General features: G+C 46.3%; 16 protein-coding genes and 1 riboswitch. Of the genes, 11 read left to right on the top strand and 5 right to left on the bottom strand.

The features are described from left to right. Positions 1–195 precede the first annotated feature (195 nt). From A5867_RS17490 to A5867_RS17480, 4 genes are all read right to left on the bottom strand, one after another. On the bottom strand, positions 196–1,728 hold the full coding sequence (locus A5867_RS17490) for a glycosyltransferase family 2 protein (protein ID WP_249270068.1): 1,533 nt from the start codon (positions 1,726–1,728) through the stop codon (positions 196–198). Between the two features lie 18 nt (positions 1,729–1,746). Further along, positions 1,747–2,079: a hypothetical protein gene (locus A5867_RS18255; protein WP_249270067.1), complete on the bottom strand. Its 333-nt coding sequence runs from the start codon at positions 2,077–2,079 to the stop codon at positions 1,747–1,749. A 171-nt stretch (positions 2,080–2,250) separates the two neighbouring features. Then, positions 2,251–3,351, bottom strand: a complete 1,101-nt coding sequence (locus A5867_RS17485) for an iron-containing alcohol dehydrogenase family protein (RefSeq protein WP_087628112.1) — start codon at positions 3,349–3,351, stop codon at positions 2,251–2,253. Further along, positions 3,287–4,288, bottom strand: a complete 1,002-nt coding sequence (locus tag A5867_RS17480; protein ID WP_010748949.1) for a bile acid:sodium symporter family protein — start codon at positions 4,286–4,288, stop codon at positions 3,287–3,289. Before A5867_RS17480 ends, A5867_RS17485 begins: the two co-directional genes overlap by 65 nt. Positions 4,289–4,888: 600 nt before the next feature. Between A5867_RS17480 and A5867_RS17470 the strand changes: the two genes are divergently transcribed. The 9 genes from A5867_RS17470 (at position 4,889) to A5867_RS17430 (ending at position 15,631) form a co-directional block, all read left to right on the top strand. Then, entirely contained in the window at positions 4,889–5,524 is a 636-nt protein-coding gene (locus A5867_RS17470; protein ID WP_087628110.1) for an NAD(P)H-binding protein, read from the top strand. 342 nt (positions 5,525–5,866) lie between these two features. After that, the gene (locus tag A5867_RS17465; protein WP_087628109.1) at positions 5,867–8,515 is read left to right on the top strand and encodes an HAD-IC family P-type ATPase; all 2,649 of its coding nucleotides are present in this window, start codon (positions 5,867–5,869) and stop codon (positions 8,513–8,515) included. 194 nt (positions 8,516–8,709) lie between these two features. Continuing rightward, positions 8,710–8,848, top strand: a riboswitch (FMN riboswitch). Between the two features lie 111 nt (positions 8,849–8,959). Continuing rightward, complete coding sequence (gene ribD, locus A5867_RS17460; RefSeq protein WP_086338769.1) at positions 8,960–10,036, top strand: bifunctional diaminohydroxyphosphoribosylaminopyrimidine deaminase/5-amino-6-(5-phosphoribosylamino)uracil reductase RibD; 1,077 nt, start codon at positions 8,960–8,962, stop codon at positions 10,034–10,036. Further along, entirely contained in the window at positions 10,021–10,608 is a 588-nt protein-coding gene (locus tag A5867_RS17455) for a riboflavin synthase (RefSeq protein ID WP_005230617.1), read from the top strand. Before ribD ends, A5867_RS17455 begins: the two co-directional genes overlap by 16 nt. Before the next feature lie 13 nt (positions 10,609–10,621). Beyond that, on the top strand, positions 10,622–11,797 hold the full coding sequence (gene ribB / locus A5867_RS17450; protein ID WP_170927554.1) for a 3,4-dihydroxy-2-butanone-4-phosphate synthase: 1,176 nt from the start codon (positions 10,622–10,624) through the stop codon (positions 11,795–11,797). Between the two features lie 21 nt (positions 11,798–11,818). After that, positions 11,819–12,292: a 6,7-dimethyl-8-ribityllumazine synthase gene (gene ribE, locus A5867_RS17445; protein WP_005230622.1), complete on the top strand. Its 474-nt coding sequence runs from the start codon at positions 11,819–11,821 to the stop codon at positions 12,290–12,292. Between the two features lie 472 nt (positions 12,293–12,764). After that, positions 12,765–13,838 (top strand): iron ABC transporter permease, encoded by a 1,074-nt coding sequence (locus A5867_RS17440; RefSeq protein WP_005233272.1) that lies wholly within the window; start codon positions 12,765–12,767, stop codon positions 13,836–13,838. A gap of 4 nt (positions 13,839–13,842) precedes the next feature. Next, positions 13,843–14,625, top strand: coding sequence for an ABC transporter ATP-binding protein (locus A5867_RS17435; RefSeq protein WP_010748955.1), 783 nt, complete (start codon positions 13,843–13,845; stop codon positions 14,623–14,625). Further along, positions 14,618–15,631, top strand: coding sequence for an ABC transporter substrate-binding protein (locus tag A5867_RS17430; RefSeq protein ID WP_005233274.1), 1,014 nt, complete (start codon positions 14,618–14,620; stop codon positions 15,629–15,631). Before A5867_RS17435 ends, A5867_RS17430 begins: the two co-directional genes overlap by 8 nt. A gap of 149 nt (positions 15,632–15,780) precedes the next feature. Here the strand turns inward: A5867_RS17430 and A5867_RS17425 are convergent, their stop codons facing one another. Then, on the bottom strand, positions 15,781–16,122 hold the full coding sequence (locus A5867_RS17425) for a MazG-like family protein (RefSeq protein WP_015510530.1): 342 nt from the start codon (positions 16,120–16,122) through the stop codon (positions 15,781–15,783). Positions 16,123–16,208: 86 nt separating this feature from the next. Here A5867_RS17425 and A5867_RS17420 point away from each other — a divergent pair, with 86 nt between their 5' ends. Together A5867_RS17420 and A5867_RS17415 are read left to right on the top strand one after the other, a co-directional pair. Then, positions 16,209–16,769 carry a TIGR00730 family Rossman fold protein gene (locus A5867_RS17420; RefSeq protein WP_170927553.1) on the top strand — a complete coding sequence of 187 codons (561 nt, stop codon included), beginning with the start codon at positions 16,209–16,211 and terminating at the stop codon, positions 16,767–16,769. 147 nt (positions 16,770–16,916) lie between these two features. Beyond that, positions 16,917–17,903 (top strand): tRNA-dihydrouridine synthase, encoded by a 987-nt coding sequence (locus A5867_RS17415; protein ID WP_087628106.1) that lies wholly within the window; start codon positions 16,917–16,919, stop codon positions 17,901–17,903. The last annotated feature ends 122 nt before the right edge of the window (positions 17,904–18,025 follow it).

Raw genomic sequence — 18,025 nt, 5'->3', positions numbered from 1 at the left:
TAAAAAGTATTTGCCATCGAGACATCATCAAGATTCTGTTCTGGCTCTTTCAATCAATGATCATTGGAGAAGGATGCAGCAAATGCCAGAGTGTTATCTAAAGGAAGAGAATCATCAGAAGATGGAGAACTGCCCTTTAAGGAGCTTTCTGGAATCAATAAAGCCCCTTTGTCTCTTGCGACAAAGGGGGCGGGGCTAACTATTCATTTCTGCGACTTCTTCCTCCATATCAAATTCCAACTGTTTGGCAGCATTGAGCTGGTCGCTATAGTAGCTGGCAAGCTCTTCAGCAGATTGCGGTGTTAGATTGTTGAAGGCAAAAGTCACATAGGAGCCATGGACCTCCAGACAGATCGAATTGATGGTGAAGCGGTGTTTATCATCATAAAAGGTATAACTTTCACCTGGTACGAAGGTTTGCTCGGGATGAGTACGGACACGGAAGCCATTGAAACTCATTTGATACATCTCGAACGTCTTCGCATCATAAGAAAGCTGACGATTGATGGCGATACTCAAGGCTTCACTATCACTTTCGATAAAACGGTTTTTCCCGATCAAAATGGCATAAAACAAGCCATAGAGGTTATAGAGCGACCAAATCAAGGTCACGATATAGCCGAATTCATAGCCTTCTCCTCGGTACAAACGATACCCAGCCACCAGACAGGCAAAGGAGATCCAAGTAAAGAGGATGATGTGGGGCAAGACGGTTCGCCAATCAAAGGCGTTGCTACCGACGATCTCTTTTTTGGTCACGTTGAATTTTTTCTGTGATTTCATAAATTCTTTGATCAATGCCCCGGTGTGGATAGGAGCGACAAAGCAATCATAGATGTGGGAACTTGTCAGGTTCCTGATCTTAGGGACATACAGCCGAAACGATAGGGAAATCATAATGAAAGGTGGTAAAAAGAACAGCAACAATTGGTGATTGTTGCTTCTGACGATAAAGATATCAAAAACCATAAATAAGGTTGGTGCCAATAAAAAGATGATTTTTTGGAAAGAGGTAAACCAATACAAATAGGAGTTGTAATAACAAAGTTTTTGCATGAACGACAATCCTTTTAAGCGGCGCGGTTTGAAGTGGTCAAAAATTTGTTTCGTTCCTTGCGCCCACCGAGTCCGTTGTGAGGTCAGCTCTTTGGCAGTGTAAGGAGTGATCCCCAAGGCATAGGCTTTATTGATAAAAATCGTTTCATAGCCGGCGTCTTGTAAAAGCATCCCGGTTGCCATATCTTCGGTGATACTGCTGGTAGGAACGCCGCCGATCTCTTCAAGGGCACTGCGACGAATGATGGCATTGGTACCGATATGGATCAAAGCATTCTCACGAGAAAGTGCAGGTTCTAGAAAGCGCATGAATAATTCCTGTTCGTTGTACATGGATTTGCGCAGTAATTGAAAAGGATCTTTGTTATAAAATGTTTGTGGATATTGCACCAATGCGACTTTAGGATTGCGGAAATAGTCGACAGCTTCAAAAATAATGTTCTTTTTGACGATAAAGTCAGCATCCAGAAGCAAAATCAAGTCACTGCTGGTTTGGGACAAGGCATTGTTGATATTCCCAGCTTTAGCATTGGCATTTCCTTCGCGGGTCAAATAGCCGAGGTTCATTCGCTCGGCCATTTCTTTTAGTTCCTCTCGATGGCCATCATCGCAGATATAGATTTTTTTGTTGGGGTATTTCAAGGCTTTGACAGCCAGTGCGGTGGCGATCACCAGCTTGATGTCTTCATTTTAAGTACAAATAAAAGCGGCGACACTTGGCAAGAATTCTTCTGCTTCATCCCCCTCGTAGCGGTATTCTTTTGAGAGCTTATTGGAAAAAAGGTAAACAAAAAAGCCATAGACAAACAAACCAATGACTTCCGCAATATAGAGAATGATCCCAAATACTAGTGAAGCAGAACTATCCATAGGGATCGTGAAAAACAAACGCCAAACCAAGTAAATAAGCAGAAAAGCAATCGTGATCTTCGAAAACAACTGTTTGATGCGATTATTTTTTTTTGCCAGAAAATACAACAAGAAAATGACCAAAAACAACCCAGATAAATAAACCAATTCCAAACCAATCTCCTCCTTTGTTATACTAAAATAGTAATAAGTTTTTAAAAATAAATCAAAGTAAACGATTGCATGTTTTTTAACATGTAAGAAAGAAGAAGGAGGACAAGTACGAAGAAGCGAAAAAAAGGCCATACAAAAACCCTCCAGCAATTCGTTGCTGGAGGGTTTCATTTAATTGGCCGCTGCCAATGCTGCTTTGTTTTGTTTGGCATGATAGGCTTCCACGTCTAGGATTGCCTGTTTAAACATTTCTCGCGTGATCTCATAAGGCACGTGGACGATGTCATTGGTGGTCATTGCTTTGTCTAAGATTGCCTCAAGATCGCTGGTGTCGTTAAGGCCCATATCCGCTAGGCAAACCGGCAGTTTGTTTTCCTTCATAAAGGCGTAGATGCGCTGGAAGAGGGCATCTTGCTGATCGAGCTGCAACAAGGCCAAAACGCCGTAACTAACGGAAGCGCCGTGTAAATAGTCTTCCATTTTTTCCAAAACGGTCGTTCCGTAGTAAAAGGAATGGGCAAGGGCGGAGTTGTAATCATTGATGACTAAGACGGAAACTAAGCCGGTGGTCACGATGATATCCAAGACGACTTGCTCAATGGCATAAGACGGCTGATTGGCGGCACTGTCTTTCAAAGCTTGTGTGCCGTATTGCAATAAGCGTTCCGTGCACATTTTGCCGATTTGGATGCCTAACCCATCGGTGTAATCTAACTGATCACCCCGCGCTGAAAACGTCGATTCGATCTCTTTGGAGAGGGCATCGCCGATTCCTGCCCATAAGTACTTGTCGGGGGCTTGGGCGATGATCTCACTGTCGATAAAGGCATGGATCGGCGGTTGCGAAGGGAAAAACAACCCTTGCATCTCGCCGTTTTCTTTATAGATGACACAAACCGCGGTGACTGGTGAGCAGTTGGAGCCAATCGTTGGGAAGGTGAAGACTGGTTTGCCAGCTTTTTCCCCAACCACTTTGACGGTATCGCAGACGCGGCCGCCACCAACGGCGAATAGAACATCGGCGGCTTGGACACTTGGAGTAGCTAACAGCTGATCGACGTTTTCATAGGTCGAGTTGCCGCCGTACCACAAGGTATCCGTCACTTGGACTGCTGACGTTAAAGCGGCTTTGATCTTGTCTTCAGCTTTTTCAAGGGCGGTTTTTCCGCCGATGATCACGGCATTGGTGCCGTATGGTTTTACGATGTCATTTACTTTTTCGTAGGCGTCCGCCCCGATTGTGTAGTTTGGCAAAAAGATACTTTGACTCATACTTTTCTCCTTCTTTCTTGGCCACGAGATTGGCTAAAATTGGTCCGGTAATTTGATGGATCACCATGCCGACTGCGGCAGGGGTAACGGCTGCAGCAATGGCGGCAAAGTGGGCATTGGCTAACGAGATCGCTAGGCCAGTATTTTTCATTCCTAATTGAAACATGATGGATTTGGCTTGGGTGGCACTGACGCCCATCACACGGCTCAGACCATAGCCTGCGCCGTAGCCGATCAAGTTATGGAGCAAGACTAAGAAAATCACGATCAAGCCAGATTGGACGATGACGGCGCCGTTGCGAGCGACAGTTCCTGCAACGATCAATAAGATACTGACGGAAGAAATCAACACAAATGATTGCAGAAATCGCTCGATGTGCTTGGCAATGAGTTTATGGACGATCACCCCTAAAATGATCGGCAAAAGCACCATCTGCAAGACAGACAAGAGCATTTCCCAGAAGGAGATCTCGGTGTACTGACCAGCCAAGACATAAACCAAAAAGGGTGTAACGACGGTCGCTAATAAGGTCGATACCGTGGTCATGGAAACGGTGAGTGCGACATCGCCTTTGCCGATGAAGGTCATGACATTGCTGGCGGTTCCACCAGAAACGCAACCTAGTAAGACAAAACCGATGATCAAACCGGAAGAAAGACCAAACAGCTGCGCTAAGCCGTAAGCCACCAAAGGGCTGATGGTGAACTGGAAAAGCACCCCTAAGATGAATGCTTTGGGCTGTAAGACGACCATTTTAAACGCAGCAACGTTTAGAGTCATCCCCATACAAAACATGATGATGCTTAAAAGAATCGTTGTACGAGGCGGAATCCATAAGAAGGGTTGCGGGAAAAAATAAGAGACGATCATCAATAAAATCATGATGTAGATCAAATACTTGTTTACAAAAGCAGCGATCGTGTTGACGGTTTTCATAATAAAAAATCATCCTTCCTTTTTTCTGCTTGACCAATCAAGTGTCCAAACAGAAGGGGTCTTTAGAATAAGTGCAGTGCATAACCGCGGGGAATCGGCAGCAGTTGGTCAACGAGCGTTTTGGATCTATCTGACATCTGTGTGTCAGCTTGCAAAAGGCCGCTTTCTTGAAAATGGGTATAAAAAAACACTCCATCTCAAGAAGCTGTTCTTCTTTTTGGATGCAATGTGAATAGGGACTCTTTGAATGTATAAAATCAAACAGTCCCGACTATAATAATAAAATAATTCGTTTGCTAACATTGGTGCGGGTCATATACGCCACCGTCCTTTTATTTATTTTGAATTTTCTAAATATTTAAATTATTTCTACCTAGTCTACAAAAGAGTCAACGCTTTGTCAATCGTTTGAGAAAATTTTTTTCATTTTTTTTGGTGTTTTTTTAAAAACATGGGTTTCTATGGGGAAAAACAGCAAGAATTGGTTTGTGCTGTGCTTTTTTTCCCTTCGTTTAGAAACAGAATAGTTGTTGGATCTTGGTTTTTGTCCTACGATGATACTAGCAAGAGTTGGAAAAAGAAACGAGAGGAGCAAAGAAAATGAAAATTTTTGTCGTTGGTGCTACTGGACGAGTAGGCCAAAAATTGATCACCTTTCTAGAAAAACAAGGACACATCGTTTATGCTGGTGCGCGCAGCAGTGAGAAAATCACAGAAACGGAGACGATCAAGCCCGTGTTCTTTGATTTACACACGGAACCGGAAGAGATGGCGGCGAAATTCGCAGATGCGGAAGCGGTATACTTCGTGGCGGGTTCCCGAGGCAAAGACTTGCTGCAATCTGATCTGTATGGTGCGGTCAAAGTGATGCAAGCCGCTGAAGCAAAAGGAATTAAGCGCTACATCCACCTTAGCTCAGCCTATGCCTTAGAACCTGAACAGTGGCAAAGGGAAGGCATGGCGTCATTGATGGATTACACGATCGCCAAATTTTTCTCTGATCGCTGGCTGATCGACAACACCGCACTAGACTATACGATTTTGCAGCCGGGTGCGTTGAAAGAAACACCAGGTTCTAGTTTGATCGAGATCAGTGAAACGACCTCTGGTGCGATCCCCATCGAGGATGTCGCCGTCTTGTTAGGTGAAATGCTGGCACGTCCAGCAACTTATCAAAAAGTCATCAAAGTCCAAACTGGGGAAACACCCATCAGCGAGGCACTGGATCAGCTTTAAGGCGAGCCTTTGGACTTGAAGAGAATGTACTGAAGGAGCTGCACGGCAATGAATCGTTGGCGTGCGGCTTTTTTTTTGTGAAGAAGCCAGCCACTTTTCATTTTTGAAAGCGGTGACTCTTGACTTTGGAAAAATAGTTTGTTACGCTTATTGCTAACTTTAGAGGGGGTGGTAAACGAATGTCAAGCGACTCGAGTGACGGTGAGCAGAAACACTATTTTGACTTGCCTTACTTTTTAATTGAATAGGAGACAAACAACAGCGCGTTATTTAGGAGCAGTTTCTAAATAAGGGGCTTATTTGTGTTATCCATCAATGAAAAAGAAAAGGAAGAAGAAAAAAATGAATAAAAAAGAGTTTCAGTTATCAGTGTCAGAAACAATCGAACAGTATCAGGTGCCGTCAATCGATCAAGGGTTGACTGAGGCGCAAGTAACCGAGCGGTTAGAAACCTACGGATTGAACCAATTAGCGGTTAAAAAAACCGCCAAGTGGCGGTTGCTGCTGCGACAATTCCATAACACGATCATCTACATTTTGATTTTCTCTGCCATCTTAACGCTGCTGATGGGGCATTTCTCTGATGCCGTGATCATTGGCATCGTCGTGCTGGTCAATGCGTTGATCGGTTATTACCAAGAAGCGAATGCTTCCGATGCATTAGAACGGATCAAAGAGATGCTATCAGCAGAAGCCACGGTCTATCGGAATGGGATTCGTCAAGATATTCCAGCTGCCGAAGTCGTTCCAGGGGATGTCGTATTCCTAGAAGCTGGTGACAATGTGCCCGCAGATCTGCGAATTATCGAAGCCGACAACTTGCGTATCCAAGAATCCGCCTTGACTGGTGAAGCCGATTCGGTGGAAAAAATAACAGATGCCTTAATGGATGAAGCAACTCCATTAGCGGAACAACGGAATTTGGCGTTTGCTTCGACTTCCGTGACGTCAGGAAGCGGGAAAGGGATCGTGATCGCTACTGGCGTCAAGACTGAGATCGGGAAAATCTCAGCTGAAGTCAATCAAACGGAAGAACGAAAAACGCCGTTGATGAAAGAGATCGATGGACTGGGGAAAGGCATCACCTATGTGATCATGGGCGTGGCGGTCTTGCTATTTGTCGTCAGTTTGTTCCAGCAAACCTATGCGATCTCTGTCTTATCCTTAGCCGTTGTCACCATGATCGTCGGCTCGATCCCAGAAGGATTGCCAGCAACGACCTCGGTGGTTTTGGCGATGGGTGTCAGCGACATGGCAAAAAACAAGCACACCATCATCAAAACGCTGCCAGCGGTTGAAACGCTAGGCTCAGTGGATGTGATCGCGACGGATAAAACAGGTACCCTGACCAAGAACGAAATGACGGTCAAAGACATCGTATTGGCTGAGCAGGAATATGAAGTGACGGGTGACGGCTATGCGCCGGTGGGAGAAATTCGTCCAAAGCAGGAGGACGTCCACGCGCAAGACACCTTGCAGTTGTTTTTGGAAGCTGGTTACGAAGCCAACGATACGGTACTGGTCCCAGAAGGAAATCACTGGACGATCAATGGGGAACCAACAGACGGCTCCTTTTTGACGCTGTATCATAAGCAGTTTGCCTATCCGCAAGCACCTGCTTACCAAGAGCTGGATATGCTGCCCTTTGATTCGGACAACCGCTACATGGCGAAACTAGTGGCAAACCCTGCGGGGGAACGCTTGCTATTTGTTAAAGGCTCCCCAGATAAATTGTTTGAAATGGTGCAAAAACAAGCGGCGCCTTTTGATGAAGCCTATTGGACAGGCCATGTCCGCCGCTTGTCGGCAGAAGGCAAACGAGTGGTAGCGGTGGGCTATCAGAAAGTTTCGATCGATCACATTGATGAAACGATTTTTGAGCAAGGGCTGCAATTACTGGGAATCGCTGGGATCATCGATCCGCCGCGAGAAGAAGTGATTGCCTCCCTGAAGGAAATGAACCAAGCCGGTGTTCAAGTGAAAATGATCACTGGCGATCACCCTTTGACCGCCAAAGCGATTGGGGAAAAGCTTGGCTTAGCGGATGAGATTCACGTCGTGACTGGTGCCGAGTTGGATCAGATGAGTGAAGCCGAATTTCAAGATGCTGCCTTGACGAATCAAGTCTTTGCACGAACCACGCCGAAAAATAAATTGGACATTATCAAAGCGCTGCAAGCCAAAGGCAAAGTCACGGCGATGACAGGGGACGGCGTTAACGATGCCCCTGCGTTGAAGCGGGCGGATATCGGTGTAGCGATGGGGATCAGCGGCACGGATGTAGCCAAAGATTCTGCTGATATGATCTTGACCGATGACAATTTCGGTACCATGTCCTTAGCGATTCGCGAAGGACGCAGGATCTATGACAACATCAAAAAGAGTATTCTGTTTCTGTTGCCGACATCTTTTGCCGAAGGGCTGATCATTGCCTTTACGATCATGATGCAAAAAGAATTGCCGCTGCAGGCGACACAACTGCTGTGGATCAACATGGTTTCTGCTATTACGATCCAGTTTGCGTTTATCTTTGAACCAGCAGAGTCTGGGATCATGAGCCGCAAGCCGCGAAAGACAGGTAATAAATTGTTGAATCGTCACGATATTTGGCAGATGGCGTATGTATCGATCTTGATGGCAGTCATCAGTTTGATCGCCCATGACTGGCTCTTGCTGCAAGGCGTCAGCGAAGCCGTTGCTAGTACCATGATGGTCAATATCGTGGTCTTGAGTAAGATTTTTTATTTGTTCAACATCCGTACCAGTGCACCGGCGTTTTCTAAAGCTTCCTTCACCAATCCAAAAGCGTTCGTGATTATTGGTGTGATGCTAGTTCTGCAACTGTTATTGACCTATGTTCCATTTATGCAAAGCGCCTTTCATACGGAGGACATGTCCTTGATCGGCTGGGTCATCTCAGCAGCTTCTGGGATGGTCGTCTTACTCGTGACGGAGTTTGATAAATGGCTTCGTTCGAGAAAAAATATTTAACCTAGGTTTTCTCGTGTTTTTTTACAGGCAAAATCGCCTTGCTGCAGCTTAGGAAAATGGCGGAACGACAAGGGGTTTCTGCTGTCGCTGCTTTGGGGTTGCCAAAAGAAAAAGCCAAGAGGAATTCCTATCGGCTCGTGATCAGGCCTATTGACAAACAAAAATGGTCGGGCTAAAATGCACATGAATTGAATAGTATTCTTCGGGGCAGGGTGTAATTCCCGACCGACGGTGACAAGCGCAACGCTTGAAGTCCGTGACCCGCATAGCTATGCGGTGGAGCCAGTGTGAATCTGGCACCGACAGTGAAAGTCTGGATGGGAGAAGAAAAACCACAAAATTTCAAGGGGCGCAGTGCGTCTAAAATTGATTTTTTGCCGGTCTTGTTTGTCTATGCCTCGTGAGATTCTCACGAGGCATTTTTTATTGAAAGGAGGAAGGAAGATGCATAACGAATACATGCGTTTGGCGATCGCAGAAGCCAAAAAAGGGCGTTACCAAACCTTTACCAATCCGCTAGTGGGCGCTGTGATCGTCAAAGAGCAACGGGTCATTGCTAAAGGGGCTCACTTAGTCTATGGGCAGCCCCATGCGGAACGAAACGCCATCGAACAATGCCATTCCTCCGAAGACCTAATCAATTCGACTTTATACGTGACGTTAGAACCTTGCAACCATCAAGGAAAACAGCCGCCTTGCACCCAGCTGATCATCGACAGCGGCATCAAAAAGGTAGTCATCGGCCAGTTAGACCCTAACCCGATCGTGGCTGGACAAGGCAAGCGCTTTTTAGAAGAACAGGGCATCGACGTGTTGGTGGGCATCGAAGAAACAGCGGTGCGCCGTTTGAATCCACACTATAATTTTTACCATCAGCATCAGCGACCTTACGTGGCGTTGAAGCAAGCGATCACTTTAGATGGCCGGATCGCTCATGATGCGTTAACCCGCAGTGCGATCACTGGTTCAGCGGTTTGGCAAAACGTCCATCAAGAACGTGGAGACTATCAAGGAATCTTAGTGGGCAGTCAGACGGTGTTGACGGATGATCCCACGTTATTGACCACGGTTGAAACCAGCTTTCCGCCGATTCGCATCGTGTTAGACCGTCGGGGGCGAACGCTGTCGCAACCCCATTTGGCAATGTTTGCCGATGATTCGGCACCTGTGTGGATTTTTACGCAGCAGACAACTGTCAGTGATTTGCCAGCTCATGTGTCAGTGATCCAGCTGGAAGAGTTGACAATTGTTGCATTGCTGAAGGAGCTTGCCGCACGACAGGTCCAATCGCTATACGTAGAAGGAGGCGCTGCGATCCATGATGCCTTTTTAGCCAGCGGACTGTGGCAAGAAAGCATTACCTATGTGGCGCCAAAGTTTCTTGGGGGCAATAGTCTCGCAAGTTTTACCAGTGAGCGTACCCCGAAACAGCTGCAGCAGCTAACAGAGGTGACGGTGACTGCAGTTGGGGAAGATGTTTGCATCCGAGGAAGGAGACCAGAGGAATGTTCACAGGATTGATTCAGGAAAAAGGCCGCATCAAAGAGATCCGCAAGCAAAGCCGCACGATCCAGCTAACTTGCAGTGCGTCCGAAGGATTACTGGCGGATTACCAAATCGGAGACAGTATGGCGATCAACGGGACGTGTTTGACGGCGATCGCCAAACAAGCGACGACGTTTACGGTGGATATCATGCCAGAAACCTTTCAACGAACGACCTTTAAACAACTCTCGGTGGGTGCCGAAGTCAATTTGGAGCGAGCGATGGCAGCAACGCAGCGTTTTGAAGGCCACTTTGTCGCAGGCCACATTGATGTAACGACCCGTTTGATCCAGAAAAAGCAGTTGGAAAATGCCTTGATCTTGACGTTTGCTTACCCTGTCAGTGTGCAAGGGGAAATCATTCCGCAAGGGTCGATTGCGATCAATGGCGTCAGTTTGACGGTTACCCAGACGACGGCACAGGCATTTTCCGTTAGCTTGATCCCCCATTCCAAAGACCAGACGACGCTGGGGCAGTTGAAACAAGGGGAGTGGGTCAATATCGAGACGGATATGATCGGGAAATATGTCAAATACCAACGAAAATGAAAGAAGGCAGACGATGCATAAAGTAGAACAAGCAGTGGAATGGTTAAAAAAAGGCGGCTTAGTGATTGTCGCCGATGATGAAAATCGGGAATCAGAAGGAGATTTGATTGGGATCGCTGAATACGCAACGCCAGAATCTGTCAATTTTATGGCGACTTATGGCCGCGGCTTGATCTGTGCACCCATCTCACAAGCGATCGCTGAAAAGCTGGCATTGCCTGAGATGACCGCCAATAATACGGATGCCTTTGGCACCGCGTTTACCATCAGTATCGATCACGTGACGACGAGTACGGGGATTTCTGCGAAAGACCGGGCAGTGACGATTGAAAAATTGGCTGATCCAGCGTCACAAGCTGCGGATTTTTATCGCCCTGGTCATATCTTCCCATTGACCGCTCAACCTGGCGGCGTGTTGGAACGCAGAGGACATACAGAAGCGGCTGTGGATTTAGCAAAGCTTGCTGGCAGCGTGGAAGCAGCCTACATTTGTGAGATTTTAAATGAAGATGGCACGATGGCTAGGGTCCCAGAATTGAAAAAATTAGCAGAAAAATGGCAGCTGCCATTTTTGACCATTGATGAGTTGGCGGAATATCTACGAGGAACCACGCCTATCACGGTGGATCTGCCAACGGCTTATGGGGCGTTCCAATTGACCTTATTTGAAGATGAGTTCGGCAATGAACACCTTTTACTAGCCAAAGGCGAGATTCAACATACTACCGAGCCGCTGTTACTACGGATCCATTCAGAGTGTTTAACAGGCGACGTCTTCGGCTCTCATCGCTGTGATTGCGGCGAACAGCTGCAAGAAGCGATGCGGCAGATCGAAGCAAAAGGCCGCGGTGCGATTTTGTATCTACGCCAAGAAGGCCGCGGTATTGGCTTGCGGAACAAGCTCCGTGCCTATCAGCTGCAGGAACAAGGCATGGATACTTATGAAGCAAATATTGCATTAGGGTTTGCAGCAGATGCCCGTCATTACACGTTTGCCGCCGATGTTTTACGTTCCTTAGAAGTGCAGGAGATTCAATTGATGACCAACAACCCTGACAAAGTGAAGGAATTAGAAAGCTTAGGGATTAAGGTAGCAGAACGAGTACCGCTGGAGATGCCTGCGCATAAAGAAAACAGCAGCTATTTGAAAACGAAGAAAGAAAAGTTTCACCATTACCTATCTATTTAATCAACCAAAGGAGAATGAGCGATGACAGTATTTGAAGGAACGTTTCAGGGAGAGGCAGTCAAAGTAGGGATCGTAGTCTCACGATTCAACGAGTTTATCACTTCCAAGTTAGTGGAAGGCGCCAAAGACAATTTGTTGCGTCATGGAGTCAAGGCAGAAAACATCGATGTGTATTGGGTACCAGGTGCTTATGAGATTCCGTATATTACCAAAAAAATCGTTGACCACAAGCAATACGATGGGATCGTGACATTAGGTGCCTTGATTCGCGGAGCAACGACCCACTATGAATTGATCTCAAATGAAGTGGCGAAAGGCGTAGCCCAAATTGGTCTGAATGCCGACATTCCGATCATGTTTGGTGTGTTGACGACTGAAACGATTGAACAAGCCATTGAACGGGCGGGAACCAAAGCTGGCAACAAAGGCAGCGAAGCCGCTCAAGGTCTTTTGGAGATGATTTCGTTGAATCAGCAAATCCTTGGCAACGCATAGGTTTCACGTTCGAACAAAGGGAAGCTAGCAAGAACAAGCCTGCCTGAGCATAGGCATCAGACTGGAGACAGACTTCGTACAAAATGAAGTCTGTCTTTTTTTCATCATAAAAAAAACACTTGATTATTATGCCAAAGGATTCGCTTCTTCACGGGTACCGTATTTTCGATAGGTCAATGGAGAGGAAAACGCCAATCAATCACGAACATTAGAATAACTCTTATTTAAGGAAATTTTCAGAAAATTATTTACATTTCACAAAAGGTTCCTTATAATGACTCTATTCATTGAGAGTGATTCTCATTTGCAAATAGATGTCAAAGCCGCACATGGCTTTGGCGCTTTTCATGAGAAGAACTGTTATAAGCGAAAAAACGCACAGATGCTTCTTTTATGATGGCGGCGAGGCAACAGTCAAGGTTGTTTTTGCTGTGAAATCAGGAGGGAGTCGTGCTGAATAAAGGAGAATCACATGTCGGTAGGGTTGATTAAATCAAATCGTTGGATGGTTTCGACAATCATTTGCTGTGTTTTAGTTGTCGCCATTCTCTTATCTGCAGGAGTTGCTTTGGCAAACGGCCAAGCCAATATCACCCTTGGCGAAGTTTACCAAATTCTCTTCTATAAAATCAGCCATGGATTGGTTGGTGATCTTTCAGGCATTTCAGACGCAAACATCAATATCGTCTGGTTTGTTCGGGCACCGCGGGTCTTGCTCTCTATTTTTGTGGGCATGGGGTTAGCGATCAGCGGGGCAGTGATGCAGGCAGTGGTCCAAAATCCGCTGGCAGATCCCTATATCCTTGGGATCTCTTCTGGTGCATCCTTAGGGGCGACCTTCGCCATCTTAGTCGGTTTTGGCGGCTCAGCGCTAGTCTTGCAGCTGGGCTTATCGTTTGGTGCCTTTGCAGGAGCGGGGATTGCGACTATTTTGGTGCTGCTGCTTGCTAGTATCGGTGGGAAAATGACTTCCACAAAACTCGTGCTGTCGGGGACGATCGTCAGTGCCTTATGCAGCTCTGTTTCAAACTTGATCATCTATCTGGCTAGCAATGCAGAAGGGATGAAGACTGTGGCGTTTTGGTCGATGGGCAGCTTAGCCTCGGCTTCTTGGAACAAATTGGGCTTTATCGTGGTTCTGGTTTCTTTGATCACGCTGTTCTTCCTGACGCAATACCGTGTTTTGAATACGCTTTTGCTGGGAGATGAAGTTGCTTCCACCTTAGGGGTTAAGCTGACCTTCTATCGTCGTTTTTACATGCTGCTAGCAGCGCTATTAACCAGTATCATCGTTGCGAATTCTGGTATGATCGGCTTTGTCGGCTTGATCATTCCTCATATCGTACGTGGAGTCAGCGGGTCGGATCATCGCCTGTTGATGCCTTTGACCGCTTTGACAGGCGCGTTGTTTTTGATTTGGGCGGATGTGATCGCCCGCTCGACCCTGCAAGGAGTCGAACTGCCGATCGGGATCATTACAGCGCTGATCGGTGCGCCGATCTTTATCTATATCATTGTCAAACGGCAATACAACTTTGGGGGGTGACGGAATGAAATTAGCAGTTGAAAAGCTCAATCTGACGATCGGGGATCAGCAGATACTAAAAGACATCTCCGTCCAAACCGCACAGGGGCAATTTGTCGGCTTAATTGGTTCCAACGGCAGCGGCAAATCTACATTGTTAAAAGCTATCTACAAAACGTTGAAACCTGACAGCGGCGACATTTATTTAGGTGAGATGAATATTTTGAAAAGTTCCGAAAAAAAAGTTGCCCAGCAAGTCAGCGTCGTCAGTCAGTTCAATGAGTTGAGCTTTGATTTAACAGTAGAACAGATGGTGCTTTTAGGCCGCACGCCCCACAAGGGTTTGTTGGAACAAGACACCAAAGCCGATCATGAGCTGGTCACCGAAGCCTTAGCCAAAACAGGGTTAAGTGCCTACAGAAAACGTAGCTACCTCTCATTATCAGGAGGCGAAAAACAGCGGGTCGTCCTTGCTCGTGCCATCACCCAAGAACCGAAATTTATGATTCTCGATGAGCCGACCAATCATTTGGATATCCGATATCAACTGGAAATCTTAGAAACCGTCAAGCATCTGAAGATTGGCTTGTTGGCGGCGCTGCATAATTTGGAACAAGCAGCCAATTATTGCGACATCATCTATGCCTTAAAAGATGGTCGGGTCGTAGGGTATGGCGAACCAGAAACGTTGCTGACAGAAGAACTGATCGAAGAAATCTATGGCGTGAAATGCAGTATTTACCATCATCCGATCACAGGCGGATTAGGGTTTCATTATTATTTTGAAAAGGAGCAAACAGATGAATAAATGGGGAAAAATGATTGGGGTAGGATTGGCAGTCTTTACATTAAGCGCTTGCGGCAATACGAAGGATGAAGGAACTTCGGCTTCTTCCTCGCAGGCAGAAAGTACGTATCCCTTAACCATCAGCAACTACACCAAAGCAGAAGGCGGTACGCAGTGGACTGCCAAGGACCAAACCTTTAATGAGGCACCAAAAAAAGTCGTAGCCAACACACGACCAGCAGCGGAATTGCTGCTGCATCTCGGCCTCAAGGATCAGATTGCGGGTGTCGGTGCAACCTTTGGTGCCGCCGATGAGGAAGTTGCTGCTGATTATGCAGAACTAAACGACCTGGGCAGCGACTATATCAGTAAAGAAACGGCGCTCAGTGTGGATCCGGATTTGATTTTTGGCCGCGGGGGACTTTTCGATAATCAAGATTGGGGCGTTGGCACCGTTGATTCCTTGAACGAGATGGGCATTCCGACTTACGTCCAAGAAACCTCTGTCACTGGTGCAACATTTGATTCCGTTTATCAAGACATTGAAAACCTTGGTAAGCTCTTCAATGTCCCTGAGGCAGCCGCTGCTTTTGAAAAAGAATTAAAGGATCGCCAGAGTGCCTTGGAAGAAAAAGTAGCAGACAAAGAAGAGCAAACCTTTGCCCATCTCTTTATGTCTGATCCAAGTGTGGTCAGTGTCTATGCCGCTCAAGATGAGTCTTTTTTCAACAGCAACTTTGACATGATCAAACTGAACAATGTGTTTCAAGACTATTCAGGAGAAGTCAGTGTCGAAACCTTGATCGAAACGGATCCCGATGTCTTGATCGTCGGTGACTGGTCAACGATCGAAGGCAGTGTTTCTGGTCAAGAAATCATTGAAGGCTTGTACAAAAATGACAAACTCTCCAGCATGAAAGCCATCAAAAACAAACAAGTCTACAGCATGGACTACAATTATCTCTTTGGCTACGGCTACCAAGCCTTGACTGGATTGGAAGAACTGGTAGAGCAAATGGCACAATAAACACCTCCTATTGCATAAAAAGGAGAACCAACTTTTTATATAATAGAAGAAAACCAACGTTTCACTGGCCGTACGACCACAGAAACGTTGGTTTTTTGTATTTGGGAAAAGCAACCTTTGCCGCTGCCCGTTCCGCAACAAGTAGCCCGTTAGCTGTTTTTTTCTGTCACGTGGTCCATTTGATAGCGAGACAATAGCTTCTCTTTGTGTTTTTGCATGATCGTCTCTAGAGAAATATCGTATTTATCGGCGAGAATAAATAAGTTATCCAGTACATCGCCCAATTCTTCCGTCAGGTTTGCCAGTTTTTCTTCTGGCAAGCCTTCTTGTTCATCGGGACGGTCACGACCGATCTCCAATGTCCGAATGGCACGGCTCACTTCCCCGACTTCCTCTGCTAAAAAATTCGCCCGAATAAACGGATCGTACTGATACCAATTGCGGGCTTTGTAGAAGTCACTGATAAATCGTTGATACTCCTCAATGTTCATAAATTTTTTTCCATCCTTTCCCAGAACCTTTATCAGAATCATGATATACTATTTCAAAATGATTGAGAAGGATGATGGAGAGTTTTATGAAAATTGCAGTCTATTGTGGTGCCAGTGTCGGTAATGAACCTAGTTTTGCAACAGCCGCTCAAGAATTGGGGCAGTGGATCGCCTCACGGAAAAATACGCTAGTTTATGGTGGCGGAAAAGCAGGCTTGATGGGCGTATTGGCAGATGCTGTCTTAGAAAATGGCGGTCAGGTGATCGGGGTGATCCCAACCTTTTTAAAAGATCGGGAACTAGCACATCCTGGGTTGACCGAACTCCATGTCGTCGAGACGATGTCAGAAAGAAAACGGAAAATGTTCGAATTGTCGCAGGCTTTTGTCGCACTGCCAGGCGGTCCTGGTACGCTGGAAGAAATCACGGAGATGATCTCATGGTCAAGAATCGGTCAAAACCCGAATCCGTGTGCTTTTTATGATGTGAACAACTTTTACCGCGCAACAAGAGCTTTGTATGACAATATGGTGGAAAATGAGTTCTTGACGCAAGCCGATCGCGAGAAAATCGGTTTTGCGCAAACAACGAATGAGCTGGAAGCCTTTATTCAAGCCTACGAACCGCCAGTTATTCGGCAGTATTAAGCGTCTGTTGCAAAAGAGCAAGGCGAAGCACCGACGGGTGTCGTCTTGCTCTTTTGCTTCTTTGACGCATTCTTAGTATAATGGGGTTTGTTTTGCAAGTGGGGGTCATAAAAGAAGATCCTTGGACAAAGAAATGGAGCGTAAATCATGACAACAAATTTTTGGGCTGAATTGCCGAAGCCTTTTTTTATCCTAGCACCAATGGAAGATGTCACCGATGTCGTTTTTCGACATGTCGTTCAAGCTGCCGGCGCACCAGATGTTTTCTTTACGGAATTTACCAACTCCGATAGTTACTGCCATCCAGAAGGACGCGACAGTGTGCGAGGACGTTTAGTCTTCACCGAAGATGAGCAACCGATGGTGGCCCACATTTGGGGCGACAAGCCAGAGTATTTCCGTGAGATGAGTATCGGCTTAGCGGAGATGGGCTTTAAAGGGATCGACTTAAATATGGGCTGCCCAGTGCCAAACGTTGCCGGACGAGGCAAAGGCAGCGGCTTGATCTTGCGACCAGACGTTGCTGCTGAGCTGATCCAAGCAGCCAAAGCTGGCGGTCTGCCGGTCAGTGTCAAGACTCGTTTGGGCTATACCGAACTAGGAGAAATGGAAGCTTGGTTGACCCATGTCCTGCAACAGGATATCGCCAACCTTTCGATCCATTTGCGAACCCGCAAAGAAATGAGCAAGGTCGATGCTCATTGGGAATTGATTCCTGAAGTGGTTGCCTTGCGGGATAGAATCGCCCCACAAACGAAGCTGACGATCAACGGCGATATCCCTGATCGTACCAAAGGTTTAGAGCTAGCAGAAAAATATGGCGTAGACGGAATCATGATCGGTCGGGGTATTTTCAAGAATCCCTATGCCTTTGAAAAAGAACCGAAAGAGCATACCTCAGAAGAGCTATTAGGCTTGTTGCAGCTGCAATTAGACTTGCAGGACCATTACGCCAAAATGGTGCCACGCTCGATCGCAGGATTGCATCGTTTCTTTAAAATCTATGTCAAAGGCTTCCCTGGAGCCAGTGATTTGCGGGCAAAATTGATGAATACGAAATCAACGGATGAAGTTCGGCAACTGCTGTCAGAGTTTGCTGAGAAAAAGAACCACGAGGAAAGTATTGAAGCGTAAGTTTCAATGCTTTTTTTGTTTTTGGTTGCTCTACCCGCTCTCATTGTCAATCCTTCCTTGACAATAGATAGGTACCTATGTAAAATGGAGAGCGGACTTTTAACTAGGTACCTATCTAAATA

The sequence above is a fragment of the Enterococcus sp. 6D12_DIV0197 genome, assembly GCF_002174385.1.
Lineage (GTDB): Bacteria > Bacillota > Bacilli > Lactobacillales > Enterococcaceae > Enterococcus_D > Enterococcus_D casseliflavus.
Note: the sequence above shows the minus strand (reverse complement) of the source record. Positions and strands in the feature narration are given on the sequence as shown.

Coding starts and splice junctions, on each gene's coding strand:
- A5867_RS17440 (WP_005233272.1), top strand. CDS start 12,765: ATGTCGGTAGGGTTGATTAAATCAAATCGTTGGATGGTTTCGACAATC.
- A5867_RS17430 (WP_005233274.1), top strand. CDS start 14,618: ATGAATAAATGGGGAAAAATGATTGGGGTAGGATTGGCAGTCTTTACA.
- A5867_RS17415 (WP_087628106.1), top strand. CDS start 16,917: ATGACAACAAATTTTTGGGCTGAATTGCCGAAGCCTTTTTTTATCCTA.
- ribB (WP_170927554.1), top strand. CDS start 10,622: ATGCATAAAGTAGAACAAGCAGTGGAATGGTTAAAAAAAGGCGGCTTA.
- ribE (WP_005230622.1), top strand. CDS start 11,819: ATGACAGTATTTGAAGGAACGTTTCAGGGAGAGGCAGTCAAAGTAGGG.
- A5867_RS17470 (WP_087628110.1), top strand. CDS start 4,889: ATGAAAATTTTTGTCGTTGGTGCTACTGGACGAGTAGGCCAAAAATTG.
- A5867_RS17465 (WP_087628109.1), top strand. CDS start 5,867: ATGAATAAAAAAGAGTTTCAGTTATCAGTGTCAGAAACAATCGAACAG.
- A5867_RS17420 (WP_170927553.1), top strand. CDS start 16,209: ATGAAAATTGCAGTCTATTGTGGTGCCAGTGTCGGTAATGAACCTAGT.
- A5867_RS17435 (WP_010748955.1), top strand. CDS start 13,843: ATGAAATTAGCAGTTGAAAAGCTCAATCTGACGATCGGGGATCAGCAG.
- A5867_RS17455 (WP_005230617.1), top strand. CDS start 10,021: ATGTTCACAGGATTGATTCAGGAAAAAGGCCGCATCAAAGAGATCCGC.
- ribD (WP_086338769.1), top strand. CDS start 8,960: ATGCATAACGAATACATGCGTTTGGCGATCGCAGAAGCCAAAAAAGGG.
- A5867_RS17480 (WP_010748949.1), bottom strand. CDS start 4,288: ATGAAAACCGTCAACACGATCGCTGCTTTTGTAAACAAGTATTTGATC.
- A5867_RS17425 (WP_015510530.1), bottom strand. CDS start 16,122: ATGAACATTGAGGAGTATCAACGATTTATCAGTGACTTCTACAAAGCC.
- A5867_RS17485 (WP_087628112.1), bottom strand. CDS start 3,351: ATGAGTCAAAGTATCTTTTTGCCAAACTACACAATCGGGGCGGACGCC.